The organism is Pantoea sp. SOD02, assembly GCF_024707505.1.
GTDB classification, from domain to species: domain Bacteria; phylum Pseudomonadota; class Gammaproteobacteria; order Enterobacterales; family Enterobacteriaceae; genus Pantoea; species Pantoea symbiotica.
In genome coordinates, this window is the sequence record NZ_CP102604.1 from 184052 (window position 1) to 208212 (window position 24161).

Sequence of the window (24161 nt, forward strand, 5' to 3'; positions counted from 1 at the left end):
GTTAGCCTCCCTGTTGATCAGCTGCAACCGATGGCTGAGCCAGCAAATTACGCACGCGAGTTTGCATCAGTTTTTCCAGCAGCGGCTGGCTTTCCAGCGTATCCGGCACATCCATCGAAATGCTCTGCTGGCTCAGTTCATCCAGCTGCGCAAGGAAGGCTTTGGTGGCGGCATCGTTGGTGTCGTACCACGCGCGAACCCAGGTCGATACCGCATCGATAGACTGTTTGTAGATCTCATCCTGATGACGCGGTACGGCTTGGGCGGCAATCAGTAGGCGCGAACGAATGTTTTCGCGCAGGTAAACGTCCTGATTCGGAGCCAGCAGCGGCTGTGCGGTGTTATCGCGGCGGCGGATGGTGATGAAATCATCCATAAAGTTGTGCCAGCTTTTCACCAGATTTTGACGCCACTCGTGCAGCGAACTGGAGAGCTCACCGCCATCGGCGTCCATAGGTGAATCATCGCTGTCGTTGTCAGCCAGACGCAGATTATCTACACCGTTCGACAGCTGATTGAGTTTGAGGATGGTGCCGTCATAATCAATCTGGCTGACGGCGGAGAGTGAACTGATGTCCTGCGTTAAGGCGCGACGCACGTTCATTACGCTTGGATCGTTCATGTCGGCCAGGCTGGTATCGGCACTTTTCAGTAACGCTGCCGCGGTGGTGACATCCTGATCGCTCCACAGTTTGCGGCCCGCCAGTTTGACGAGGTAATCCGCCTGCGCCAGCAGCCAGGTACGCGTGTCGTTTCCAGAGATGGTGGCGACTTTATCGCGCAGGGTTTCCAGCTCTTTAGCGCTGTTATCCTGCTGTGTGCGCGTCTCCTGCAAGGCGCTGTTGGCGCTAGCCAGCTGTTGCGTCAGTTGCTGTTTGTCGCTGCCCAGTTGCTGCTGCAAGGTGCTTAGCTGCTCACTGAGATTCTGATTAGTTTGAGCCTGTAAATCGGCCTGGTGTTTCCCATTTAGGTAAAGTCCCGCCCCAATCGCCAGCGCAATCACAATCGCCACTGCACTCAGCACCTTGCCATCGCTTTTTTTATCGCGTGGTGGCTTAGTTGCTGGAGAGGGAGAATTGTCCGCTGGGGTGGTTTCTTCAACCATGGCGGAGGAGGCTTTTTGTTCCGTCATTATGGCTCATCCCATTGTTAAGTTCAGCGTAACGCGCGCAGCAGCGCGTCGTTATCGGCACCATCGGCTACATCAATGTCCTGCCAGCCTAATTCAGCGGCTTGCGTAGCCAAACGTTCACTGACGACCACAAGCCGACAGTGCAGTAACCATTCCCGACGATCAATTGGCGGAAACAGAGAAAAGAGTTGTTGTAACATTTCGCCGCTGGTGACCACCAGCGTTGTAATGCCGCGATCGCGCCAGCGGCGACCTTCAGTCGCGCCGTTGTAGTGCTTTTCACAACGCTGATAACACTCGCAATATTGCACCTGAGCGCCGCGCTCAATCAGCGTTTCCGCCAGCAACTCGCGTCCTGGGCTGCCGCGCAGAATCAGCGCGCGTTTGCCGCTAACCTGCTGCAGACGATTCAGGCGCACCAGCTCTTCACTGGTCTCCCGCGCATGAGGATAGTCTACTTTTAGATTACTGACGGTATGCAGGGCTAAAGCAGTGCTGCGGCCAATAGCATAATAGTTGAGTGCTTCAGGCCACGTAGTCGCGCTCTGCTGTAAAGCGGGTTCGGCGAACGTGACGACCTGCTGCGATAGCAAAAACACCAGATCGCCTGGCTGGAGCGCAGCAAGTTGCTTAGGTAAATGAATAAGATCGCGACCCGGCGTGAATTCAATCAGCGGAAGGCTCCATGCCAGCTTGCCCAGGCTGCGCAAACGCGAGACCAGTTCAGTGGCGGCCGGTTCCGGGCGGGTCACGAGGATGGTCATGCTGGCGGTTGACCTTGATAGACTTCACGCAGAATGTCGCGCGCGCCGCCATCCAGCAGCTCTTCGGCCAGCGAAATGCCCATTTTTTCGGCGTGATCGCGTGGACCACGACGCTCGCCCATCACCATTTGACTGCCGTCCGGTGAGCCGACTAATCCGCGCAGCCACAGCTGATCGTCTTCCAGCACCGCGAAGCTGCCGATTGGCACCTGACAACCGCCTTCCAGCCGCGTATTCATCGCACGTTCGGCACGCACGCACACGGCAGTATCGTCGTGATTCAACGCCTGTAGCAGCGTAATTAATTGTTCATCATCCACGCGGCATTCAATGCCGACAGCGCCTTGACCTACAGCGGGCAGGGAAATCTCTGCAGGCATTGCCTGACGAATGCGATCTTCCAGCCCTAAACGCTTCAAACCCGCCGCCGCCAGAATGATGGCGTCATATTCACCGGCATCGAGTTTGCCAAGACGCGTGCCGACGTTGCCGCGCAGCGAGCGAATCACTAAATCCGGACGGCGGGCGCTAAGCTGACACTGGCGGCGCAGGCTGGACGTCCCGACAACTGCGCCTTGCGGCAGCTCATCAATGCTGTTGTAACGATTGGAGACGAAAGCATCGCGCGGATCTTCACGCTCGCAAATGGTCACCAGACCGAGACCTTCTGGAAAATCGATCGGCACATCTTTCATCGAGTGAACGGCGAGATCGGCGCGCCCTTCCAGCATTGCCAGCTCGAGCTCTTTAACGAACAGCCCTTTGCCGCCAACCTTTGCCAGTGGCGTATCAAGAATGACATCACCTTTGGTGACCATCGGCAGCAGCTCAACTTGCAGACCCGGATGAGCCGCCATCAGGCGCTGCTGGACATATTGTGCCTGCCACAGAGCAAGGGGACTTTGTCTGGTAGCAATTCTGAAAATTTTGTTTAACATGCTGTTAACCATTTTGATCGTTCATCGAATATCCTATCATTGATAGGGGAATGCTGTCAGTTTCAACGGATTGAAAAGGCCGCGATGTCAGACTGTGCCTGGATCTTGCGGGTCGCAGTTTAGAGTCGAAGTCTGAAAAAAGCAGAGCTACGGTCGGAACATGCTAAACTGTTAAGTAGCGCAACTTTCTTTACGGTCAATCCTCCAGGTGTTAGATTGATCACGTTTCCAGCAATTATTTGCCCAATATCTTTATTATTAAGCGGCAAAATTCGGAAACAGGGTGCTTAACACTGGGACAATCAGGCGAAACGTCTTGTACCTCTACATTGAGACACTGAAACAGAGACTGGATGCGATTAACCAGCTGCGTGTAGATCGCGCACTGGCTGCCATGGGACCTGCTTTCCAGCAAGTCTACAGTCTGCTGCCAACATTATTGCACTACCATCATCCACTGATGCCTGGCTACGTTGAAGGTAACGTTCCGCATGGCGTCTGCCTCTACACGCCCGATGAAAACCAACTTCAGCTGCTGCAGAACTTAGCGGGCGGTCAACCGCTCGAGCTCGGCTCTGCCGTGGCAGGCGAACGTCCGATTACCGGCATTTACTCAATGGGCAGCACCTCGTCCGTTGGGCAAAACAGCATCTCCGATCTTGATATCTGGGTGTGCCACCAATCGTGGCTGGATAATGAAGAGCGACTCAATCTGCAGCGTAAGTGTACGCTGTTGCAGAAATGGTGTGTGTCGATGGGTGTGGAAGTTAGCTTCTTCCTGATTGACGAGAACCGTTTCCGCCACAATGAAAGCGGCAGCCTCGGCGGTGAAGATTGCGGTTCTACCCAACATATTTTGCTGCTGGATGAGTTTTACCGTACCGCCGTGCGTATGGCGGGTAAACGCATCCTGTGGAACATGGTGCCTGGCGAAGAGGAGCACCATTACGACGATTACGTCATGTCGCTCTATTCACAAGGCGTACTGACGCCGAATGAGTGGCTGGATCTCGGCGGGCTTGGCACGTTATCAGCGGAAGAGTACTTCGGTGCCAGCTTGTGGCAGCTGTATAAAAGTATCGATTCGCCGTACAAAGCGGTGCTGAAAACCCTGCTGCTGGAAGCCTACAGCTGGGAATATCCCAACACGCAGCTGCTGTCGATGGACATCAAGCAGCGCCTGCACGACGGCGAAATTGTCTGCTTCGGTCTCGATCCTTACTGCATGATGCTGGAGCGCGTGACGCGCTATCTCACCAGCGTCGATGACATGGCGCGCCTCGATTTAGTGCGTCGATGTTTCTATTTAAAAGTGTGTGAAAAGCTCTCGAGCGAAGATCACCATCATCAGCGCACCGGCTGGCGTCGCGAGATTCTATCGCAGCTGGTTAAAGAGTGGGGCTGGGATGAAGAGAAGTTAGCGGTTCTGGATAACCGCGCGCAGTGGAAAATCGAACGCGTACGTGAAGCGCATAATGAGCTGCTGGATGCGATGATGCAGAGCTATCGCAACCTGATTCGCTTTGCGCGCCGCAACAATTTAAGCGTCAGCGCCAGCCCGCAGGATATCGGCGTGCTGACGCGTAAACTGTATGCCGCATTCGAGGCGCTACCGGGTAAAGTCACCTTGGTGAACCCGCAGATTTCGCCCGATCTCTCGGAAGAGAATCTCACCTTTATTCACGTCCCGGCGGGCCGCGCTAATCGCGCCGGTTGGTATCTGTATAACCAATCGCCGGACATGAGTTCCATCATCAGCCATCAGCCGCTGGAATATAACCGCTATCTGAACAAGCTGGTGGCGTGGGCGTGGTTTAACGGTTTGCTGACCAGCAAAACGCGTCTGCATATGAAAGGCAACGATCTGTGCGATCTACCGCGTTTGCAGGAGCTGGTGAACGATGTGTCGAGCCACTTCCCGCTGCGCGTGCCGGCACCGACGCCAAAAGCGCTCTACAGCCCATGCGAAATTCGTCACTTAGCGATTATCGTTAACCTGGAACACGATCCTACCTCCGCATTCCGCAATCAGGTGGTGCATTTTGATTTCCGCAAGCTGGATGTGTTCAGCTTCGGTCAGCAGCAGCAATGCCTGATTGGCAGCATCGATCTGCTCTATCGCAACTCGTGGAATGAAGTGCGTACGCTGCACTTCAACGGCGAGCAGGCGATGATTGAAGCGCTAAAAACTATTCTCGGCAAAATGCATCAGGATGCTGCGCCGCCGGATACGGTAGAAGTGTTCTGCTATAGCCAGCATCTGCGCGGTTTAATTCGTACCCGCGTGCAGCAGCTGGTTTCGGAATGCATTGAGCTGCGTCTGTCGAGCACGCGTCAGGAACCGGGCCGCTTTAAAGCGTTGCGCATGGCGGGCCAAACCTGGGGCTTATTCTTCGAACGCATGAGCGTGTCAGTGCAGAAGCTGGAAAACGCCGTCGAATTCTATGGCGCGATTTCTAACAACAAGCTGCACGGCTTGTCGATCAAAGTGGAATCGAACCAGACGCCGTTGCCGCCGGTGGTAAACGGCTACGCCAGCGAAGGCATCATTCAGTTCTTCTTTGAAGATACCAATGACGATCGCGGCTTCAACATCTATATCCTCGACGAAACCAATCGCGTTGAGGTTTATCACCATTGCGAAGGCAGTAAAGAAGAGCTGGTGCGTGACGTAAGTCGTTTCTATTCGTCGTCGCATGACCGTTTTACCTACGGCTCCAGCTTTATCAATTTCAACCTGCCGCAGTTCTACCAGATTGTGAATACTGGCGAACGTTTCCAGGTGATTCCTTTCCGCAGCCAAACGTTAACGCAGCTCTGCGCTACGCAGCCTGACAACGATAACGGCGACTTCCAGCCACGCTACCAAATGCATTGATCCCGCCTGCGTTCGCGCGGCGGGATGCGCTGTTACTCTGACCTGCCGCAGGAAATGCGGCTATTTCCTGTTGCTTTTACAACGTCAACTGCGATGATAAGCAACCATGGCTTAAGGACAGAAGAGCAGACAGAATGATACGAGTGATGAGTCAGCTGGGTATGGCGCTGGCACTGGTCAGCCTGGTAGGCTGTGGCCTGAAAGGACCGCTGTATTTCCCGCCGAAAGATCAGCCAAACAAGCCGAAACAGCAGGTCACCGAGCAGCAGCAAAAAGCCGCTCAGGATGCTGATGTCGGTGGTTTGGTCACCAGCAAGCCTGGTTCGCAGGCGAACTAAAATCTATGAGTAATCCGGCGGAGCAGAAAATGCAGTTCTCAAAAATGCACGGTCTCGGCAACGACTTTATGGTCGTGGATGCTGTGACGCAAAACGTCTTTTTTTCGCCGGAACTGATTCGCCGCCTGGCGGACAGAAATCTGGGGATCGGTTTTGATCAGCTGCTGATCGTCGAACCGCCTTACGATCCGGATCTCGATTTCCATTACCGCATTTTCAACGCCGATGGCAGTGAAGTCGCGCAGTGCGGCAACGGCGCTCGCTGTTTCGCCCGCTTTGTGCGTCTGAAAGGGTTGACCAACAAAAGCGACATTCGCGTCAGTACACAAACCGGCCGCATGGTGCTCAGCGTTACCAATGATGAGCTGGTGCGCGTCAATATGGGACAACCGAACTTCGAACCGCAAAGCGTGCCGCTGCGTGCCAATAAAGCAGAGAACCTTTATTTGCAGCGTGTTGCCGATCAAACCGTGATGTTTGGTGCGGTATCGATGGGCAATCCGCACTGCGTGATTCAGGTAGAAAGCGTGAAAACCGCGCCGGTGGAAACGCTCGGTCCAGAGCTGGAAAGCCACGAGCGTTTCCCGGAGCGCGTTAACGTCGGTTTCATGGAAGTGGTCAATCGTGAACACATCCGTCTGCGCGTGTACGAACGTGGCGCGGGCGAAACCCAGGCTTGCGGCAGCGGCGCTTGTGCGGCGGTGGCCTGCGGCGTTCAGCAGGGCATTTTAGCGGAGAATGTCCGCGTCGATTTGCCGGGCGGAACGCTGCATATTGCCTGGAAAGGGGAAGGGCAACCGCTGTTTATGACCGGTCCTGCCACACACGTCTACGATGGGTTTATTCATCTATGAAAAATGTCGAAGAGCAGACCGAAAGCGAGGTTTTGCTGGACGATCAATCGGTAAGCGCATTTCTGCGTGAAAACCCCGATTTCTTTATTCGCAATGCGCGCCAGGTCGAACAGATGATGGTGCCGCATCCGGTACGCGGCAGCGTTTCGCTGGTGGAGTGGCATATGGCGCGTCAGCGTAACCACATCCAGCAGTTGGAAGAGGAGATCACGCTGCTGATGGAGCAGGCCACGGCTAACCATCAGCTGTTTGATCGCCTGCTGGCGCTGCAAGGTCATCTTGCCGCCGCCGACAGCTTGCAAGAGATGTTAACGCGTCTGCACCGCTGGGCGCGCGAACTCGGTCTGGCCGGTGCGCACGTGCGCGTGTTCAATGACAAGTGGCACATCGGCGCGCCCTCGGATTTCACCCAACTCGGCTTGTCACGTCAGGCATTCGAACCATTGCGCATTCAGCGCTTCGGCAATGAACATCACTATCTCGGCAGCCTGAACGGCCCGGAATTGCTGCTGCTGTTGCCGCAGGCCAAAGCGATTGGCTCGGTGGCGATGTCGCTGATGGGCGAGCGCGGCGAGCTGGGCGTATTGATGTTTACCAGCCGCGATAATCAGCATTATCAGGCGGGCATGGGCACGCTGCTGCTGCAGCATCTGGCGCAAATGCTGCCGGATTTGCTGTCACGCTGGATTGAACGCGCATGAGTCACGTCAGTCCGCTGCTGCCGGCCGTGGATGACTTTCTGCGTTATCTGAAGGTCGAACGCCAGCTCAGTCCGCTGACGCAAAAGAATTACCAACGGCAATTGCAGGCGATTATGGCAATGGCCGATGAGATGAAGCTGATGAGCTGGTCGCAGCTGGAACCGGCGCAGGTGCGCAGCCTGGCGGCGCGCAGCCGCCGTGGCGGTTTAGGCGCCAGCAGTCTGGCGCTGCGCATGTCGGCGCTGCGCAGTTTTCTCGACTGGCAAGTGCATCAGGGTATGTTGAGTGCCAATCCCGCCAAAGGCATTTCCACGCCGCGTAACGCGCGCCATCTGCCGAAAAACATGGACGTCGACGAAGTTAACCAACTGCTGGAGATCGATTTCAACGATCCGCTGGCGGTGCGCGACCGCGCGATGCTGGAAACCATGTACGGCGGCGGCTTGCGTCTCTCCGAGCTGGTGAATATGGATTGTCGCCACATGGATTTGGAAGCGGGCGAAGTGCGGGTGCTGGGTAAAGGCAGCAAAGAGCGCCGCGTACCGATTGGCGGCACGGCGGTCACCTGGATTCAGCACTGGTTATCGCTGCGCGATAGCTTTGCGCCGCAGGATGATGCGGTGTTTGTCTCCAGCCGCGGCAGCCGAATTTCGACGCGCAACGTGCAGAAGCGTTTTGCCGAATGGGGCATCAAGCAAGGCGTTGCCAGCCATATTCATCCGCATAAACTGCGCCACTCTTTTGCCACGCATTTGCTGGAATCGAGCGGCGATCTGCGCGCGGTACAGGAACTGCTCGGCCACGCCAATCTGGCGACCACGCAAATCTATACCCATCTGGATTTCCAGCATCTGGCGACGGTTTATGATGCGGCCCATCCGCGTGCCAAACGAGGAAAGTCTTAATGAAGTTTTATCGTCCGCTCGGCCCGATCAAAGCGATCACTTTTGATCTCGACGACACCTTGTATGACAACCATCCCGTGATCCGCAAAACCACCGCCGAATCGCATGCTGCACTGCAGGCGTATCATCCGGCGCTGCGTGAATTTACCCCGGCAGATTATCAGGCGCTGCGTAATGAGTTGCTGGCGCGTGAGCCGGAAATTTATCACGACGTGTCTGAATGGCGCCGCCGCTCGGTGGAGCTGGCGCTACTCAATGTTGGCTTATCCGCATCAGAAGCGACCGCCGGTGCCAGCGACGTGATGAGCGTGTTCCATCAATGGCGCAGCGAAGTGACCATGCCAGAAGAGACACATCAAACGCTGACGTGGTTGGGTGAGCGTGTGCCGCTGGTGGCGATTACCAACGGTAATGCCTGCCCGGAAAAGCTCGGTATCCATCACCACTTCCAGTTCGCGCTGCGTGCCGGTCCGCACGGTCGCGCCAAGCCGTGGCAGGATATGTATCATCTGGCCGCTGAGCGTTTGGACATCGCGCCGCAGCACATTCTGCACGTCGGCGACGATCTCACCACCGATGTTGCCGGTTCGCTGCGTGCCGGGATGCAAGCCTGCTGGATCAACCTGCGAGAAGGCAATCTGATGAAGATCGACGATGCGCGTTTGCTGCCGCACGTTGAAATTGATCAGTTGGCATCTCTGACCTCGCTGCTATAATAGCTGTAAATTTATCCAGTAACTGGATGCTCTCCTTTTTTAGACGGTGCTTATGGACGTTTCTGATCTGCTTGACGGCTTGAATGACAAACAGCGCGAGGCGGTCGCCGCACCGCGCAGCAACCTGCTGGTGCTGGCCGGAGCAGGCAGTGGCAAAACCCGTGTGCTGGTGCATCGCATCGCCTGGCTGCTGTCGGTAGAGAACTGCTCGCCGTATTCAATTATGGCGGTGACCTTTACCAACAAAGCGGCGGCAGAAATGCGCCATCGTATCGATCAGCTGATCGGCACCAGCCAGGGCGGCATGTGGATTGGTACCTTCCACGGCCTGGCGCACCGTTTACTGCGCGCGCATCACCTTGATGCCGGTTTGCCGCAGGATTTCCAGATTCTCGACAGTGACGATCAGCTGCGTCTGCTGAAGCGCCTGATCAAAGCAATGAACCTTGATGAGAAACAGTGGCCTGCGCGTCAGGGCATGTGGTACATCAACGGCAAAAAAGATGAAGGTCTGCGGCCAAAACACATCGAAAGCTACGGCAATCCGGTTGAGCAAACCTGGCTGCGCATCTATCAGGCGTATCAGGAAGCCTGCGATCGCGCCGGTTTAGTGGATTTCGCTGAACTGCTGCTGCGCGCCCACGAACTGTGGCTCAACAAGCCGCATATCCTCAATCATTACCGCGAGCGTTTCAGCAACGTGCTGGTGGATGAGTTCCAGGATACCAACAACATTCAGTACGCATGGATTCGCATGCTGGCGGGTGATACCGGCCGCGTGATTATCGTCGGCGATGACGATCAGTCGATTTACGGCTGGCGCGGGGCGCAGGTAGAAAACATCCAGCGCTTCCTGCAGGATTTCCCCGGCGCAGAAACCATTCGTCTTGAGCAGAACTATCGCTCGACCAACAACATTCTGAAAGCCGCGAACACGCTGATCGCCAACAACAATGGCCGCCTCGGTAAAGAGCTGTGGACCGACGGCAGCGATGGCGAAAAGATCTCGCTCTACTGCGCATTCAACGAGCTGGATGAAGCGCGCTTTGTGGTCAATCGTATTAAAAGCTGGCATGAAAACGGCAACGCGCTGCAGGATTGCGCCATTCTCTATCGCAGCAACGCCCAATCGCGTGTGCTGGAAGAGGCGCTGCTGCAAGGCAGCATGCCGTATCGCATTTATGGCGGCATGCGCTTCTTTGAGCGTCAGGAGATCAAAGATGCTTTGGCCTATCTGCGTTTGATGGCCAATCGCAATGACGATGCAGCATTTGAGCGCGTGGTGAACACGCCGGTGCGCGGCGTCGGCGATCGTACGCTTGATGTGGTGCGCCAGACCGCACGCGATCAGCAACTCACCCTATGGCAGGCAACGCGCGAGCTGTTACAGAACAAAGTGTTAGCCGGACGCGCCGCGTCGGCGCTGCAGCGCTTCTGCGAGCTGGTCGATTCACTGGCCAGCGAAACATCCGAGATGCCGCTGCATGTGCAAACCGATCGCGTCATCAAAGACTCCGGTTTATGGGTGATGTACGAGCAGGAGAAGGGCGAGAAGGGCCAGGCGCGTATTGAAAACTTAGAGGAGCTGGTCACTGCAACGCGCCAGTTCAGCTATCAGGATGAAGACGAAGATCTGATGCCGCTGCAGGCGTTCTTGTCGCATGCGGCGCTGGAGGCGGGCGAAGGCCAAGCCGACAAATGGCAGGATGCGGTGCAGCTGATGACCATGCACTCGGCGAAAGGGCTGGAGTTTAGCCAGGTATTTATCGTCGGCATGGAAGAGGGCATGTTCCCGAGCCAGATGTCGCTGGATGAAGGCGGTCGTCTGGAAGAGGAACGTCGTTTGGCTTACGTCGGCGTAACGCGTGCGATGGTCAAGCTGACGCTCACTTATGCCGAAAGCCGTCGTCTTTATGGTAAGGAAGTGTATCACCGTCCATCACGCTTTATCGGCGAGCTGCCGGAAGAGTGCGTGGAAGAGGTGCGTTTGCGCGCCAGCGTCAGCCGTCCGGTGAGCCATCAGCGCATGGGTACGCCCATCGCGCAAAACGACAGCGGCTTCACGCTTGGCCAGCGCGTGCGCCATGCCAAATTCGGCGAAGGCACCATCATCAACCTCGAAGGCAGCGGCGAACACAGCCGTTTGCAGGTGGCGTTTCAGGGCCAGGGAATCAAGTGGCTGGTGGCGGCTTACGCCCGTCTGGAAACGGTGTAGCGCGGTTGCGCTACCTTGACGACTTTTTCGTCTCAGCGTAACATGCGCGCACTATTATCATGAGAGGACAATGCCTTGGACGCGCCCAGTCGATGCTGGCTCAATCACCTGTTTAACAGGAACTCCTAAGGTTACCTCTTTTAGCTGGTAGCCTTAGCGGTTATCAGCGACCTCCCTTTTTTACTCTCGTCGCGTGAGTTAGCACTGATTTACCCTTGAAGCGAAAGTTTCCGTGTTCAGGCTTCGCCGTGCCCGTAATCTACAGTGGTCACCGCCTTGTCCCATTCCGAAAAAATGGGGAGTTATTGCTATGCTGAGCGCATTTAAACTCGATCGTAATCGCCTGACGCGCATCGAGCTGGAAGAAGACAACGACAAACTCAACACGTCTGTTTGGGTCGATCTGATCGAACCCGACGACAGCGAACGCGATCGCGTGCAGTGCGAGCTCGGCCAGAGCCTGGCAACGCGTCCGGAGCTGGAAGACATCGAAGCCTCGGCGCGTTTCTTCGAAGACGAAGACGGCCTGCACATTCACTCCTTCTTCTTCTTTGAAGATGCCGAAGACCACGCGGGCAACTCCACTGTGGCATTCACCATCCGCGAAGATCGCCTGTATACGCTGCGTGAACGCGAGCTGCCGGCTTTCCGTCTCTATCGCATGCGTGCGCGCAACCAGATGCTGACCGATGGCAACGCCTATGAGCTGCTGCTGGATCTGTTTGAGACCAAAATCGAACAGCTGGCGGATGAGATCGAGAACATCTATAGCGCGCTGGAGAAACTCAGCCGCGTGATCATGGAAGGCCAGCAGGGCGAAGAGTACGACCAGGCGCTGTCACGTTTGGCGGAGCTGGAAGATATCGGCTGGAAAGTGCGTTTGTGTCTGATGGATACCCAGCGTGCGCTCAACTTCCTGGTGCGCAAAGCGCGTCTGCCGGGGAATCAGCTGGAGCAAGCACGTGAAATCCTGCGCGATATCGAATCGCTGCTGCCGCATAACGAATCGCTGTTCCAGAAGGTTAACTTCCTGATGCAGGCGGCGATGGGCTTCATCAACATCGAGCAGAACCGCATCATCAAGATCTTCTCGGTGGTATCGGTGGTGTTCCTGCCGCCAACGCTGGTGGCATCCAGCTACGGGATGAACTTCGAGTTTATGCCGGAGCTGAAATGGAGCTTTGGTTACCCGGGCGCGATTAGCCTGATGATCCTCGCCGGCCTGGCGCCTTACCTCTATTTCAAACGCAAGAATTGGTTGTAACCGTTCTCAAGTCCAGGTCGTCATGAATGACGACCCTACAAAACCGCTCATGACAAACGTAGGGTCGCCATTTATGGCGACCTGGTAGATAAACTTCAATTTTCTGCGTAACCTGTTGGCTCTGCTCACTATCTGATTCTCTCCTATGGCGCGCTTCTCATTGCGACTGCAATGGACACTTCTGCTGATTGCTTCGTTAGTGCTGGGGATTATCCTCCAGCTGTTCCACCTTCCTGCGGCCCTGCTGCTTGGCCCAATGATTGTCGGCACCGTTATGGGCTTGTCCGGCGCCACCGTTCGCATCGATAAACGTTTCTTCGTGCTGGCACAAGCGGTGCTCGGCTGCATGATTGGCCAGAGCTTATCGCCGGGCATTCTCACGCCGCTGATTCAGGATTGGCCGGTGGTGCTGGCGGTGCTGGTGCTGACGCTAGCGGCCAGCGGCTTGTCCGGTTTTCTGCTGGTGCGCTTCAGTAATTTGCCCGGCCCAACCGGCGCATGGGGATCGTCGCCCGGCGGCGCTTCGGCGATGGTAGCAATGGCCGGTGATTTCGGGGCGGATGTGCGGCTGGTGGCTTTTATGCAGTATCTGCGCGTGCTGTTTGTCGCCACCGCTGCGGCCGTGGTGGCGCGCATTGGCCTCGGCACCAACGGCGGTGCGGCTGAACTGGTGTGGTTTCCCGCGCTGCACAGCAGCTTTCTGCTGACATTGCTGGTGATGTTCGCCGGTGCGTGGCTCGGCCAGAGGCTGCGCATTCCTTCCGGCGCTTTGTTGCTACCGGCGCTGATCGGCGCGGTGCTGCACGGCACGGATGTGGCGACCTTGCAGGTACCGGAATGGTTGCTGGCGCTGGCTTATGCGTTGATTGGATGGAGCGTGGGGTTGCGTTTCACCCGGCCGATTTTCAAGCTGGCGCTGCGAACGCTGCCGCAAATGCTGCTGTCGATTTTCGGCTTAATGCTGTTATGCGGCGGATTAGCCTGGATGCTGACGCGCGTTTTGCACGTCGATCTGATGACCGCCTATCTGGCAACCAGCCCGGGCGGGCTGGATACCGTGGCGATTATTGCGGCCGGCACGCGGGTCGATATAGCATTTGTCATGGCGCTGCAGACGCTGCGTCTGTTCACCATCTTGCTCACCGGCCCGGCGCTGGCGCGTTTTATTTCACGCTACGCGCATGCGCGCCCGAGCTGAGAACGCGACCGCATCGATAATGAACACGGCGAGCGCCAGCCAGATAAAGCCGAAGGTCACCATTTTATCCGGCGTCAGGTTCTCGCCGTAGAACAGCACCGCCAGAAGGAACATCAGCGTCGGGCCCAGATACTGGAAGAAGCCGACAGTCGATAAACGCAGACGCGCGCAGGCGGCCGCAAACAGCATCAGCGGAATGGTGGTGATAATGCCCGCCGCGACCAGCTTGAGATTAAGGCTCATGGCGTTGGCACTGAGATGGCTGGTCGCGCTGTCTGCAAAGCCAAACAGGTAAATCGCCGCCAGCGGAAACAGCCACAGCGTCTCGATCAGCATGCCGCTCTGCGCATCGACCTGAATCTTTTTGCGCACCAAACCGTACAAAGCAAAACTCAGCGCCAGACCAAGGCCGATAATCGGCAGCGATCCAAATTGCCACAGCTGCACCAGCACACCGGTTGTCGCCAGCAGCACCGCCAGCCACTGCAAGCGGCGGAAGCGTTCGCGCAGGAACAGCATGCCAAACACCACGTTAATCAGCGGGTTGATAAAGTAGCCGAGGCTGGCTTCCAGCATGTGCTGATTATTCACCGCCCAGATAAACAGCAGCCAGTTGCCGCCAATGGTGACGGCGGTCAGCGCCAGCAGCAGCACCTTTTTCGGCTGCGCCAGCACACTGCGCACCTGCGCCCAGCTACGCGTCAGGGTGATCAGTAGCAGCATAAACAGCGCGGACCAAATCACGCGATGCGTCATAATTTCGGTGGCGGGCACCTCTTTGACCAGCTTGAAGTAGGCGGGCGCGATGCCCCAAATGAAGTAAGCGCCGAGCGCGTAGCCAATACCCTGGCGAGTTTGTTGCGAATCCATCAAGTCATTCCAAAAGTACTGATTAGCCAATCATATAGGTGGCGGTAGCGGTAGCGATGTAATCGCCTTGCTGGTTATGTAACTCCACGCGCGCCACGGCGACTTTATTGCCGCCGCGCAGCAGGCTGCTGGTGGCGATAAAGCGCTCGCCGCGGCCTGGGCGCAGATAATCCACGCGCATATCAATGGTGCCCATACGGGACAGGCGCTGGCGCAGCTCTTCCTCGGTAATGCTCTCCTGGCGCGTCAGCGCATAGCTGACACACACCAGCCCAGCGGCGACATCCAGTACCGAGGCAATGACGCCGCCATGCAAAATCTGCTGCGCCGCGTTGCCGACCAGCATGGTTTTATTGGCGAAGCCGAGTTCGGCGTAATCCGCTTCCAGTCGATCCAGCTCTAATCCGAGCGCCTGATTGAAGGGCATGTGATAAACAAAAATTTCGCCAATCAGACGGCGCGCTTCCTGCTGTGTCAGCAACGGGGATGACATAATTCCTGCCTTAAAATGTTAACGAGTTGTGTATATTATGCCGCGTTCGAGCCGCTTTCCAGTTTCGGAAATCGGCGCTGATCAACCGCAGGTTTTGCGTGTAGAATGGCCTGCTTTTTGAACCGTCACTTGACGATTACGACACGCAGTTCTCTGGAGAATTCTATGCGTAAGCATTACGCCTTGCTGGCCGCGGCGCTGATCCTTCCTGGCCTGGCGCAGGCTGAAGAAGCCACGATAAAAGAGGTTCATGATGCACCGGCAGTGAAGGGCAGCATTATCGCTAACCTGCTGGAGAAACACGATAACCCGTTCGTGCTTTATCCTTACGAAAACAACTATCTGCTCTACACCTACACCACAGACATGAACAAAGAGGCGATCTCTTCGTACAACTGGGCAGACAAAGCTAAAAATGATGAAGTAAAATTCCAGCTCAGCCTGGCATTTCCGCTATGGCGCGGCATTTTAGGCGATAACTCGGTGCTGGCGGCGTCCTATACTCAGCGCTCGTGGTGGCAGCTCTCGAACCGTGGTGCGTCATCACCGTTCCGTGAAACCGATTATGAGCCACAGATTTTCCTCGGCTGGGCCACCGATTACACCTTCGCAGGCTGGACCTTACGCGATGTGGAAACCGGCTTAGTGCATCAGTCGAACGGCCGCAGCGAGCCAACTTCGCGCAGCTGGAACCGCGTTTACGCGCGCTTCATGGCGCAGAACGGCAATCTGCTCGCGGAGATCAAACCCTGGTATCGTCTGCCAGAAAGTGAAAGCAATGACGATAACCCGGACATCACCAAATACATGGGTTACTACCGCGCCAAGCTCGGCTACATGATGGGCGAGAACATTTTCAGCGTGGAAGGTAACTACAACTGGAACAGCGGCTTTGGCGGTGCAACTTTCGCCTGGAGCTACCCAATCTCTGAACATGTGCGCTTTTACACGCAGGTGTTCAGCGGCTATGGTGAATCATTGATCGACTATAACCATCGCCAGACGCGCTTCGGCGTGGGCGTGACGCTCAACGATCTGTTCTAACCCGCAACAAAGACAGGATTACCGTGGCAACATCGGCAGTGCTTAATCAGGAAATGCTGGCGCAGCAGGTATTACAAGATACCTTCGGCTATCAGCAGTTCCGCCCAGGTCAGCAAAACATCATCGAAACCGCCCTGTCAGGACGCGATTGTCTGGTGGTGATGCCGACCGGCGGCGGCAAATCGCTGTGCTATCAAATCCCGGCGCTGGTGCGCGAAGGGCTGACGCTGGTGGTTTCACCGCTGATTTCACTGATGAAAGATCAGGTCGATCAGCTGCTGGCTAACGGCGTGGCAGCAGCGTGCCTCAACTCAACGCAGACGCGTGAGCAGCAGCAGCAGGTGTTTGCGGATTGTCGTACTGGCAAACTCAAGCTGCTGTATATCGCGCCTGAACGCCTGATGATGGACAACTTCCTCGACAGCCTGCACCAGTGGAATCCGGTGATGCTGGCGGTGGATGAAGCGCACTGTATTTCACAGTGGGGCCACGATTTCCGTCCGGAATATGGCTCGATTGGCCAGCTGCGTCAGCACTTCCCTGATTTGCCGGTCATGGCGTTAACCGCCACCGCCGATGAAACCACGCGTAACGATATCGCCCATCTGCTGCAGATGGACGATCCGCTGATTCAAATCAGCAGCTTTGACCGCCCGAATATTCGCTACACGCTGGTGGAGAAATTCAAACCCACCGAGCAACTTCTGCGTTACGTGCAGGATCAGCGCGGCAAAAGCGGCATTATTTACTGTAACAGCCGCGCGAAAGTGGAAGACACCGCCGCGCGCCTGCAGAGCCGTGGCTTGAGCGTTGGCGCTTATCACGCCGGTATCGATAGCGCGCAGCGTGCCAGCGTGCAGGAAGCCTTCCAGCGTGACGATCTGCAAATTGTGGTCGCCACCGTGGCATTCGGTATGGGCATCAATAAACCCAACGTGCGCTTTGTGGTGCACTTCGATATTCCGCGCAACATCGAATCCTATTATCAGGAAACCGGTCGCGCCGGGCGTGATGGTCTGCCTGCCGAAGCGATGATGCTTTACGACCCGGCCGATATGGCGTGGCTGCGTAAATGTCTGGAAGAGAAAGTGCCCGGACCGTTGCAGGACATTGAACGCCACAAGCTCAACGCGATGGGCGCGTTTGCTGAAGCGCAAACCTGTCGTCGTCTGGTACTGCTGAACTATTTCGGCGAAGGTCGCCAGCAGCAGTGCGACAACTGCGATATCTGCCTCGATCCGCCACGTCGCTACGACGGCTTGCTGGAGGCGCAAAAGGCGCTGTCGAGCATCTATCGTACCGGCCAACGCTTTGGGATGGGCTATATTGTTGAGGTTTTGCGCGGAGCCAGTAATCAGCGTATTCGTGACAACGGCCACGACAAACTGCCGGTGTACGGCTTAGGCCGCGAGCACAGCCACGAACACTGGATCAGCGTGCTGCGTCAGCTGATTCACCTCGGCATGGTGACGCAAAACATCGCCATGCATTCGGCGCTGCAACTGACCGAAGCGGCGCGCCCGGTGTTACGCGCGGAAGTACCGCTGATGTTGGCGGTGCCGCGTATCGTGACGGTGAAGACGCGTGGCAGCAGTTCGCCGAAAGTACACAGCGGCAATTACGATCGCCAGCTGTTTGCCAAGCTGCGTAAGCTGCGCAAAGCGATTGCCGATGAAGAGAATATTCCGCCGTACGTGGTGTTTAACGATGCCACGCTGATTGAAATGGCAGAACAAATGCCGATTAGCGCGTCAGAAATGCTCAGCGTGAACGGCGTCGGTCATCGCAAACTGGAGCGTTTTGGTAAGCCGTTCCTGGTGATGATCAAAGAACATGTTGATGAAGGTTAAAGGAAAAAATTCATGCTGATGTTATTCGCCACCGTCGCGCTGGTGCATCTGGTTGCGCTGATGAGTCCCGGCCCGGACTTCTTCTTTGTGTCGCAAACGGCGGCGAGCCGCTCGCGCAAAGAGGCGATGATGGGCGTTCTGGGCATTACCTTGGGCATTGTGATCTGGGCCGGTGTGGCGCTGATGGGCCTGCATCTGATCCTGGAAAAAATGGCCTGGCTGCATGAAATCATTATGGTCGGCGGCGGATTGTATCTGCTGTGGATGGGCTGGCAGCTGATGCGTTCAGCGCGTCAACGTCACAAGCAGCCACAATCGGAAACGCCGGTGGTGGAGCTGCCGAAAAGAGGCATGAGCTTCCTGAAAGGTTTCCTGACTAACCTGTCGAACCCAAAAGCGATCATCTACTTTGGTAGCGTGTTCTCACTGTTTGTTGGCAACGACGTCGGCGCGATGGAGCGCTGGGGCTTGTTCCTGCTGATTATTGGTGAGACGTTCGCGTGGTTTACGCTGGTAGCGGCGATTTTCGCTATGCCGTGGATGCGTGATAAGTATCAGCGGATGGCGAAGTGGGTGGATGGTATGGCGGGCGTGCTGTTTGCAGGTTTTGGCATTCATTTAATCATTTCGAGATAAACCAGGTCGCCATAAATGGCGACCCTACGTAGGGTGGGCATTTATGCCCACCGGGTTGAATATCACGCCATTCTGCGTGCGCTGGCTAACAGCGCGCCAACCGCCATAAACAATCCACCAAAGGTGCGGTTCAGCAGCTTCATCTGCTTCGGCCCTTTGATCCAGCCAGCAATGCGCGTTGCCAGCGTGGCGTAACCAATCATCACGATGATATCGACCACAATGGTGGTAACGCCGAGCACCAGATATTGCATGAGCTGCGGCTGGTGCGGCTGAATAAACTGCGGGAACAGCGCGGCGAGAAACACGATGCTTTTCGGGTTGGTGAGGTTCACCAACACCGCACGCTTGAACAGGCGGCGACGCGGCATCGCTTTGGCAACGGCGTCAAGATCGATACCGCCCGCTGAGCGCCATTGTTGAATGCCCAGCCACACCAGATAAGCTGCGCCAGCCCACTTCAGGACTTCAAACGCCAGAATCGATTGGGAAAACAGCGCACCCAAACCGGCGCCGACCAGCACAATATGAATGGCCAGGCCGAGCTGCAAGCCGGTAATCGATGCCACCGCGCCGCGATAACCGTGGCTGATGCCGGTGCTCATGGTGTTAATCGCGCCGGAACCGGGTGAAAGGCTGAGAATAGTTGTGGTCAGCAGGTACGTTAACCACCATTCAATGGTCATGTGTGACATTCCCTGAAGTTAGCGAAGTGTGACACAATACGACAGAAAATCGCCGCACGCTACGCAGCACAGGCGCGCGAATCACGTTTTTTTCAGGGGGACGGATGCAGCATCATAAACAGAGTTGGCTCGGACGTGAGCGAGGCTTTTCGGCCTTTGCTACCGGTCCGCTGCTCGACTTCTGGCGTCGCCGTGAAGAGTGTGAATTCACCGGCGTCGGCAACCTGAAGATTCGCTACGTCCGTTTCACCTCACCGCAACATCGTCGTGTCATTCTGGTCGTGCCTGGCCGCATTGAGAGCTACATCAAGTATCCCGAACTGGCTTACGACCTCTTCATGTGCGGCTACGATGTGGTGATTCTCGACCATCGCGGTCAAGGACGTTCCGAACGTCTGCTGGAAGATTCGCACCGCGGCCATGTGGTGGATTTTGGTGACTACGTTGACGATCTTGAAACGCTGTATCTGAAAGAGATAGTCAGCAACCATTATCAGCAGCGCTACGTGCTGGCCCACTCGATGGGCGGCGCGATTTTAGCGCTGTTTCTGGCGCGTCAACCGCAGGCGTTTCACGCTGCGGTGTTCTCCGCGCCGATGTTTGGCATTGTGCTGCCGCTGCCCGACTGGATGGCGCACCGCATTCTCGACTTGACCGAAAAACTGCCCGCGCTGCGTGAAGGCTACGCGCTGGGCACCGGCCGCTGGCGCGCCAATCCGTTTGGCATCAACCGTCTGACGCACAGCCGCGAACGCTATCGCCGCAACCTGCGTTTTTACGCTGACGATCCGGCGCTTCGCGTCGGTGGGCCCACTTATCACTGGGTGCGCGAAGGCGTACAGGCCGGGCGCGACATCTTCAATCAGGTGGCGAACATCACCACGCCGACCTTGCTGCTGCAGGCGAGTGAAGATGATGTGGTGGATAACCGTTCACAAAATCTATTTTGTACGGCGATGGCCGAAGCAGGACATCCCTGCGCAGGTAACGCGCCATATGTGATAAAAGGAGCGCGTCATGAGATCTTGTTTGAAACAGACGCGATGCGTGCCGAAGCGCTAAACGCGGTGGTCGATTTTTTTGCACACCACGCTTAATCAATTTTACTTTCCGATATCAACACCCGAGGTTTACATGTATCACATCGTCGCATCCGACCTGGATGGCACGCTGCTCTCTCCGGATCACCGCCTGACGCCGTTCGCTCGCACTACGCTGCAGGAACTGGTGGCGCGTGACATCCACTTTGTTTTTGCCACCGGTCGTCACTATATCGACGTCGGACAGATGCGCGATAAGCTCGGCATTCCGGCTTATATGATCACGTCTAATGGCGCGCGTGTGCACAACGCCGAGGGTGAGCTGGTGTTCAGCCACAACCTCGACGCCGACATCGCCAGCGATTTGTATGGCCTGCAATATCATGACGAGCACATCCTGACGCACGTTTATCGCGACGATGAGTGGTTCATGAGCCGTCATCGCCCAGACGAGCAGGACTATTTCCGCGAGTCAGTATTTAACTATCAGGTTTACCAGCCGGGCATGCTGCCGACCGACGGCATCAGCAAAGTGTTCTTCACCTGCGAAGATCCGGAGCGTTTAGTTCCGATGGAGCAGGCGATTGAAGCGCGCTGGGGCGATCGCGTGAATGTCAGCTTCTCGCTGCCAACCTGCCTGGAAGTGATGGCGGGCGGGGTTTCCAAAGGTCACGCGCTGGAAGCGGTAGCGAAACAGCTCGGCCACTCGCTGAAAGAGTGCATCGCCTTCGGCGACGGCATGAATGATGTGGAGATGCTCAGCATGTCAGGTAAAGGCTGCATCATGCGTAATGCGCAGCAGCGCCTGAAAGATACCTTGCCGACGCTGGAAGTCATTGGCAGCAACGCGGATGACGCCGTACCGCATACGCTGCGTAAATTGTTCCTCGCGTAGTTTGCAATGTGGTCGCCATTAATGGCGACCTTACAACGGCTTGGTTGGTCTTGTTTTGCCCACTTGTAAACCAAATAGTTTACTCGGATAACGACAGTTTGTTTACACTAGCGCCACTGTTCATTTAGAGATCGTTACCGTGCCGTTACTGATCGTTACCACCATTCTGTGGGCTTTTTCCTTCAGTTTAATCGGGGAATACCTGGCAGGTCAGGTGGATTCCTGGTTCTCTGTGTTAATGCGTCTGGCGCTCGCCGCCATCGTCTTCCTGCCGTTCCTGCGCTGGCGCGGATATCGTGCTTCCACCATCTTGCTGTATATGCTGGTGGGCATGCTGCAGCTCGGCATCATGTACCTGCTGAGCTTTGAAGCCTATCTCTATCTGAGCGTGACCGAATTCCTGCTGTTCACCGTGATGACGCCGCTGTATGTCACGCTGATCTACGATTTGCTCAGCCGACGTCCGCTGCGTATCGGCTATGCCTTCAGCGCGCTGCTGGCGGTAATCGGTGCGGCGATTATTCGTTACGACAAAGTCAGCGACCATTTCTGGTTCGGCTTGCTGCTGGTACAGGCGGCAAACATCTGCTTCGCCATCGGCATGGTGGGCTACAAACGTCTGCAGGAAACTCGTCCGATGCCGCAGCACACCGCGTTTTCGTGGTTCTATCTGGGCGCAGTGATCATCGCGGTAATCGCGTGGAGCTTGTGGGGCAATCCGAACAAACTGCCAACCACCTCGCTGCAGTGGGGCATTCTGGTGTGGCTGGGCGTGGCGGCTTCAGGTTTGGGCTACTTCATGTGGAACTACGGCGCAACGCAGGTGGATGCCGGCACCTTGGGCATTATGAACAACATGCATGTGCCTGCAGGCTTGCTGGTGAATCTGGCGATCTGGCAGGAGAAACCGCATTGGCCGAGTTTTATCGCCGGTGCCGCCGTGATTTTTGCCTCGCTTTATGTACATAAACGCTGGGTATTAGGTAAGAAAAGCAACGCATAGGCCTAAAGGGAAGGGATAGCGCGGCAGAGGAGCAAAGCATCCGAGCCATGGATGGCGAGGCTGATCCACAGGGAAGTGGTTACCCTTTGCGATCTGCCGCGCTATCCCTGACCCGGCTCGAACAAAGAAGCCATTAAGCCTTCTTAGCCGGCCCCGGACGATGAATCATCGTCAAACCTTTCAGGAAATTACGCAGAATCTGGTCACCGCATTCGCGGAAATTCTTATGATCTGGGTTGCGGAAAATCGCGCCAACCTCAGCCTGTGAAATCTTAAAGTTCGCTTTCAGCAGCACATCCGGGATATCGGTGGTCTTCAGCTCAAACGCGATACGCAATTTCTTCATGAAAATGTTGTTATTCATGCGGCGCTCAATCGAAGGCGCGGGCGCATCTTCACTCTTACCGCGACGATAAAAAATCAGACCGTTGAGGAAATAGCCCATCAATACATCCGGCAGTTTGCGAAACGCGGCATCGTCATCCTTCTTCATCCATGCCTGCACGTCTTCCAGCGGCACTTCACTCCCCGCTAAGGCAAAAATCTCCACCACTTTGCTATCGCTCAAATCAAGCATATAGCGCACGCTGCGCAGAACATCGTTACTCATCATGGTGAAACTCTCTTGGTCGCGGGTTGAGGCGGCGCATTATAGAGCAGGCGGGACAGGGATAACAGCGCGGGCGACCTTCGCCGCCCAACAACATCAGGATGAGAGGGTTTGCAGTGAGCCCGGGCGCGCGGCATCGCGCACGAAGGGCAGGTGTTCACAGGCGTGCTGACGGGCAAACCGCACAAAGGCTTCCATCACCGGCTGGCGCTGCTCGCCTTCGCGTACGGCGGCATACAAGCGGCTCCACAAGCCATCGCCCAAGGTCTTCGTCACTACCAAACCCTGCTGCTCAAAATTCTCCACCACCCAATGCGGCAGCGCGGCGATGCCCATGCGCGCCGACACCATCTGAATCAGCAACAGCGTATTGTCCACGCTCTTCAACGCCGGACTCACGCCCGCAGGCTGCAGGAAATGGCGCCACACATCTAAACGCTGACGCTGCACCGGATAGATCATCAACACTTCATCGGCCATATCTTCCGGGGAAATATGCTCAAGCTGCGCCAATGGATGATCCGGTGCCATCACCAAACGCACTTCAAAATCGAACATCGGTGAATAGAACAATCCGCTGCGCGGCAGAATATCGGAGGTTAACACCACATCCAGCTCGCCCTGCTGCAATGCGGGCTGTGGATCAAAGGTCACGCCGGATTTGAAATCCATCACCACCTGCGGCCAGCTCTGGCGGAAATTATTCAGCGCGGGCGTCAGCCACTGAATACAGCTGTGACACTCAATGGCGATACGCAACGTGGCCTGATGCGGCTCATGACACGCCTGCAAAGCCTGCTGAATCTGCGGCAAAACCTGCTCGGCCAACTGCAGCAAAATCTCTCCCTGCGGCGTAAAACGCAGCGGCTGGCTTTTGCGCACAAACAGACGAAAGCCCAGCCGCTGTTCCAGATCGCTGAACTGGTGAGACAACGCCGATTGCGTCTGATGAAGCTGTGAGGCGGCGGCGGCTAACGAGCCGGTGTTCCGTAACGCCTGCAGCGTCCGCAGGTGTTTGAGTTCGATCATGAGAATCCTTCACATCGAGATTGAACAAATTGCGCTTGAGGAACATACAGTACCCGCAGATTATGGCGGTGTAAACATCTGGACGGCTAAACATCTCTGCAC

General features: G+C 56.1%; 23 protein-coding genes. 15 read left to right on the forward strand and 8 right to left on the reverse strand.

What is annotated here, in order from left to right:
* Window position 1: 1 nt before the first annotated feature.
* The 3 genes from hemX to hemC are packed head-to-tail and all read right to left on the reverse strand — an operon-like array spanning window position 2 to window position 2834.
* Window positions 2-1132, reverse strand: coding sequence for a uroporphyrinogen-III C-methyltransferase (gene hemX / locus NR302_RS00820; RefSeq protein ID WP_008105767.1), 1131 nt, complete (start codon window positions 1130-1132; stop codon window positions 2-4).
* Between the two features lie 23 nt (window positions 1133-1155).
* Window positions 1156-1896, reverse strand: a complete 741-nt coding sequence (gene hemD, locus NR302_RS00825) for a uroporphyrinogen-III synthase (protein WP_258144312.1) — start codon at window positions 1894-1896, stop codon at window positions 1156-1158.
* Complete coding sequence (gene hemC / locus NR302_RS00830) at window positions 1893-2834, reverse strand: hydroxymethylbilane synthase (RefSeq protein WP_258144313.1); 942 nt, start codon at window positions 2832-2834, stop codon at window positions 1893-1895. Before hemC ends, hemD begins: the two co-directional genes overlap by 4 nt.
* A 316-nt stretch (window positions 2835-3150) precedes the next feature.
* Here hemC and NR302_RS00835 point away from each other — a divergent pair, with 316 nt between their 5' ends.
* The 9 genes from NR302_RS00835 to NR302_RS00875 all read left to right on the forward strand — a co-directional run bounded on the left by NR302_RS00835 (window position 3151) and on the right by NR302_RS00875 (window position 13903).
* Complete coding sequence (locus NR302_RS00835; protein WP_258144314.1) at window positions 3151-5712, forward strand: class I adenylate cyclase; 2562 nt, start codon at window positions 3151-3153, stop codon at window positions 5710-5712.
* 134 nt (window positions 5713-5846) lie between these two features.
* Window positions 5847-6050, forward strand: coding sequence for a lipoprotein (locus NR302_RS00840; protein WP_008105771.1), 204 nt, complete (start codon window positions 5847-5849; stop codon window positions 6048-6050).
* Window positions 6051-6079: 29 nt separating this feature from the next.
* Window positions 6080-6904, forward strand: coding sequence for a diaminopimelate epimerase (gene dapF / locus NR302_RS00845; RefSeq protein WP_008105772.1), 825 nt, complete (start codon window positions 6080-6082; stop codon window positions 6902-6904).
* The gene (locus tag NR302_RS00850; protein WP_061719368.1) at window positions 6901-7605 is read left to right on the forward strand and encodes a DUF484 domain-containing protein; all 705 of its coding nucleotides are present in this window, start codon (window positions 6901-6903) and stop codon (window positions 7603-7605) included. Before dapF ends, NR302_RS00850 begins: the two co-directional genes overlap by 4 nt.
* The gene (gene xerC / locus NR302_RS00855) at window positions 7602-8510 is read left to right on the forward strand and encodes a tyrosine recombinase XerC (RefSeq protein WP_008105774.1); all 909 of its coding nucleotides are present in this window, start codon (window positions 7602-7604) and stop codon (window positions 8508-8510) included. Before NR302_RS00850 ends, xerC begins: the two co-directional genes overlap by 4 nt.
* Window positions 8510-9226: a 5-amino-6-(5-phospho-D-ribitylamino)uracil phosphatase YigB gene (yigB, locus tag NR302_RS00860; RefSeq protein ID WP_258144315.1), complete on the forward strand. Its 717-nt coding sequence runs from the start codon at window positions 8510-8512 to the stop codon at window positions 9224-9226. Before xerC ends, yigB begins: the two co-directional genes overlap by 1 nt.
* A gap of 52 nt (window positions 9227-9278) precedes the next feature.
* A complete protein-coding gene (gene uvrD / locus NR302_RS00865; RefSeq protein ID WP_008105776.1) occupies window positions 9279-11441 on the forward strand; it encodes a DNA helicase II in 2163 nt (720 codons plus the stop codon).
* Between the two features lie 310 nt (window positions 11442-11751).
* The gene (gene corA, locus NR302_RS00870; protein ID WP_008105777.1) at window positions 11752-12705 is read left to right on the forward strand and encodes a magnesium/cobalt transporter CorA; all 954 of its coding nucleotides are present in this window, start codon (window positions 11752-11754) and stop codon (window positions 12703-12705) included.
* 145 nt (window positions 12706-12850) lie between these two features.
* Window positions 12851-13903 carry an AbrB family transcriptional regulator gene (locus NR302_RS00875; protein WP_258144316.1) on the forward strand — a complete coding sequence of 351 codons (1053 nt, stop codon included), beginning with the start codon at window positions 12851-12853 and terminating at the stop codon, window positions 13901-13903.
* On the opposite strand, the gene rarD is transcribed toward NR302_RS00875, so the two are convergent.
* On the reverse strand, window positions 13874-14773 hold the full coding sequence (rarD, locus tag NR302_RS00880; RefSeq protein WP_258144317.1) for an EamA family transporter RarD: 900 nt from the start codon (window positions 14771-14773) through the stop codon (window positions 13874-13876). The two genes, NR302_RS00875 and rarD, sit on opposite strands and share 30 nt — an antisense overlap.
* Window positions 14774-14795: 22 nt before the next feature.
* Window positions 14796-15266, reverse strand: a complete 471-nt coding sequence (locus tag NR302_RS00885; RefSeq protein ID WP_008105780.1) for a thioesterase family protein — start codon at window positions 15264-15266, stop codon at window positions 14796-14798.
* A gap of 165 nt (window positions 15267-15431) precedes the next feature.
* Here NR302_RS00885 and pldA point away from each other — a divergent pair, with 165 nt between their 5' ends.
* Genes pldA through rhtC form a run of 3 tightly spaced genes read left to right on the forward strand, consistent with a single transcriptional unit; the run spans window position 15432 to window position 18796 of the window.
* A complete protein-coding gene (pldA, locus tag NR302_RS00890) occupies window positions 15432-16310 on the forward strand; it encodes a phospholipase A (protein ID WP_008105781.1) in 879 nt (292 codons plus the stop codon).
* A 23-nt stretch (window positions 16311-16333) separates the two neighbouring features.
* Window positions 16334-18160: an ATP-dependent DNA helicase RecQ gene (recQ, locus tag NR302_RS00895; protein WP_061719374.1), complete on the forward strand. Its 1827-nt coding sequence runs from the start codon at window positions 16334-16336 to the stop codon at window positions 18158-18160.
* A gap of 12 nt (window positions 18161-18172) precedes the next feature.
* Window positions 18173-18796, forward strand: a complete 624-nt coding sequence (gene rhtC / locus NR302_RS00900; protein WP_154156859.1) for a threonine export protein RhtC — start codon at window positions 18173-18175, stop codon at window positions 18794-18796.
* A gap of 62 nt (window positions 18797-18858) precedes the next feature.
* On the opposite strand, the gene rhtB is transcribed toward rhtC, so the two are convergent.
* Window positions 18859-19482, reverse strand: coding sequence for a homoserine/homoserine lactone efflux protein (gene rhtB, locus NR302_RS00905; RefSeq protein ID WP_008105784.1), 624 nt, complete (start codon window positions 19480-19482; stop codon window positions 18859-18861).
* A 104-nt stretch (window positions 19483-19586) separates the two neighbouring features.
* Between rhtB and pldB the strand changes: the two genes are divergently transcribed.
* The 3 genes from pldB to NR302_RS00920 all read left to right on the forward strand — a co-directional run bounded on the left by pldB (window position 19587) and on the right by NR302_RS00920 (window position 22420).
* The gene (pldB, locus tag NR302_RS00910) at window positions 19587-20579 is read left to right on the forward strand and encodes a lysophospholipase L2 (protein WP_258144318.1); all 993 of its coding nucleotides are present in this window, start codon (window positions 19587-19589) and stop codon (window positions 20577-20579) included.
* Window positions 20580-20616: 37 nt separating this feature from the next.
* On the forward strand, window positions 20617-21417 hold the full coding sequence (yigL, locus tag NR302_RS00915; protein WP_008105786.1) for a sugar/pyridoxal phosphate phosphatase YigL: 801 nt from the start codon (window positions 20617-20619) through the stop codon (window positions 21415-21417).
* A gap of 139 nt (window positions 21418-21556) precedes the next feature.
* Window positions 21557-22420, forward strand: a complete 864-nt coding sequence (locus tag NR302_RS00920; RefSeq protein ID WP_008105787.1) for a carboxylate/amino acid/amine transporter — start codon at window positions 21557-21559, stop codon at window positions 22418-22420.
* A gap of 133 nt (window positions 22421-22553) precedes the next feature.
* Here the strand turns inward: NR302_RS00920 and NR302_RS00925 are convergent, their stop codons facing one another.
* Both NR302_RS00925 and metR read right to left on the reverse strand, forming a co-directional pair.
* Window positions 22554-23033: a DUF1456 family protein gene (locus NR302_RS00925; RefSeq protein WP_154194529.1), complete on the reverse strand. Its 480-nt coding sequence runs from the start codon at window positions 23031-23033 to the stop codon at window positions 22554-22556.
* 93 nt (window positions 23034-23126) lie between these two features.
* A complete protein-coding gene (metR, locus tag NR302_RS00930; RefSeq protein WP_008105792.1) occupies window positions 23127-24059 on the reverse strand; it encodes an HTH-type transcriptional regulator MetR in 933 nt (310 codons plus the stop codon).
* Window positions 24060-24161: the final 102 nt, after the last annotated feature.

Coding starts and splice junctions, on each gene's coding strand:
- NR302_RS00925 (WP_154194529.1), bottom strand. CDS start 23,033: ATGATGAGTAACGATGTTCTGCGCAGCGTGCGCTATATGCTTGATTTG.
- rhtB (WP_008105784.1), bottom strand. CDS start 19,482: ATGACCATTGAATGGTGGTTAACGTACCTGCTGACCACAACTATTCTC.
- NR302_RS00875 (WP_258144316.1), top strand. CDS start 12,851: ATGGCGCGCTTCTCATTGCGACTGCAATGGACACTTCTGCTGATTGCT.
- dapF (WP_008105772.1), top strand. CDS start 6,080: ATGCAGTTCTCAAAAATGCACGGTCTCGGCAACGACTTTATGGTCGTG.
- NR302_RS00850 (WP_061719368.1), top strand. CDS start 6,901: ATGAAAAATGTCGAAGAGCAGACCGAAAGCGAGGTTTTGCTGGACGAT.
- hemD (WP_258144312.1), bottom strand. CDS start 1,896: ATGACCATCCTCGTGACCCGCCCGGAACCGGCCGCCACTGAACTGGTC.
- metR (WP_008105792.1), bottom strand. CDS start 24,059: ATGATCGAACTCAAACACCTGCGGACGCTGCAGGCGTTACGGAACACC.
- corA (WP_008105777.1), top strand. CDS start 11,752: ATGCTGAGCGCATTTAAACTCGATCGTAATCGCCTGACGCGCATCGAG.
- yigL (WP_008105786.1), top strand. CDS start 20,617: ATGTATCACATCGTCGCATCCGACCTGGATGGCACGCTGCTCTCTCCG.
- hemX (WP_008105767.1), bottom strand. CDS start 1,132: ATGACGGAACAAAAAGCCTCCTCCGCCATGGTTGAAGAAACCACCCCA.
- pldA (WP_008105781.1), top strand. CDS start 15,432: ATGCGTAAGCATTACGCCTTGCTGGCCGCGGCGCTGATCCTTCCTGGC.
- NR302_RS00840 (WP_008105771.1), top strand. CDS start 5,847: ATGATACGAGTGATGAGTCAGCTGGGTATGGCGCTGGCACTGGTCAGC.
- yigB (WP_258144315.1), top strand. CDS start 8,510: ATGAAGTTTTATCGTCCGCTCGGCCCGATCAAAGCGATCACTTTTGAT.
- xerC (WP_008105774.1), top strand. CDS start 7,602: ATGAGTCACGTCAGTCCGCTGCTGCCGGCCGTGGATGACTTTCTGCGT.
- pldB (WP_258144318.1), top strand. CDS start 19,587: ATGCAGCATCATAAACAGAGTTGGCTCGGACGTGAGCGAGGCTTTTCG.
- rhtC (WP_154156859.1), top strand. CDS start 18,173: ATGCTGATGTTATTCGCCACCGTCGCGCTGGTGCATCTGGTTGCGCTG.
- NR302_RS00885 (WP_008105780.1), bottom strand. CDS start 15,266: ATGTCATCCCCGTTGCTGACACAGCAGGAAGCGCGCCGTCTGATTGGC.
- hemC (WP_258144313.1), bottom strand. CDS start 2,834: ATGTTAAACAAAATTTTCAGAATTGCTACCAGACAAAGTCCCCTTGCT.
- uvrD (WP_008105776.1), top strand. CDS start 9,279: ATGGACGTTTCTGATCTGCTTGACGGCTTGAATGACAAACAGCGCGAG.
- rarD (WP_258144317.1), bottom strand. CDS start 14,773: ATGGATTCGCAACAAACTCGCCAGGGTATTGGCTACGCGCTCGGCGCT.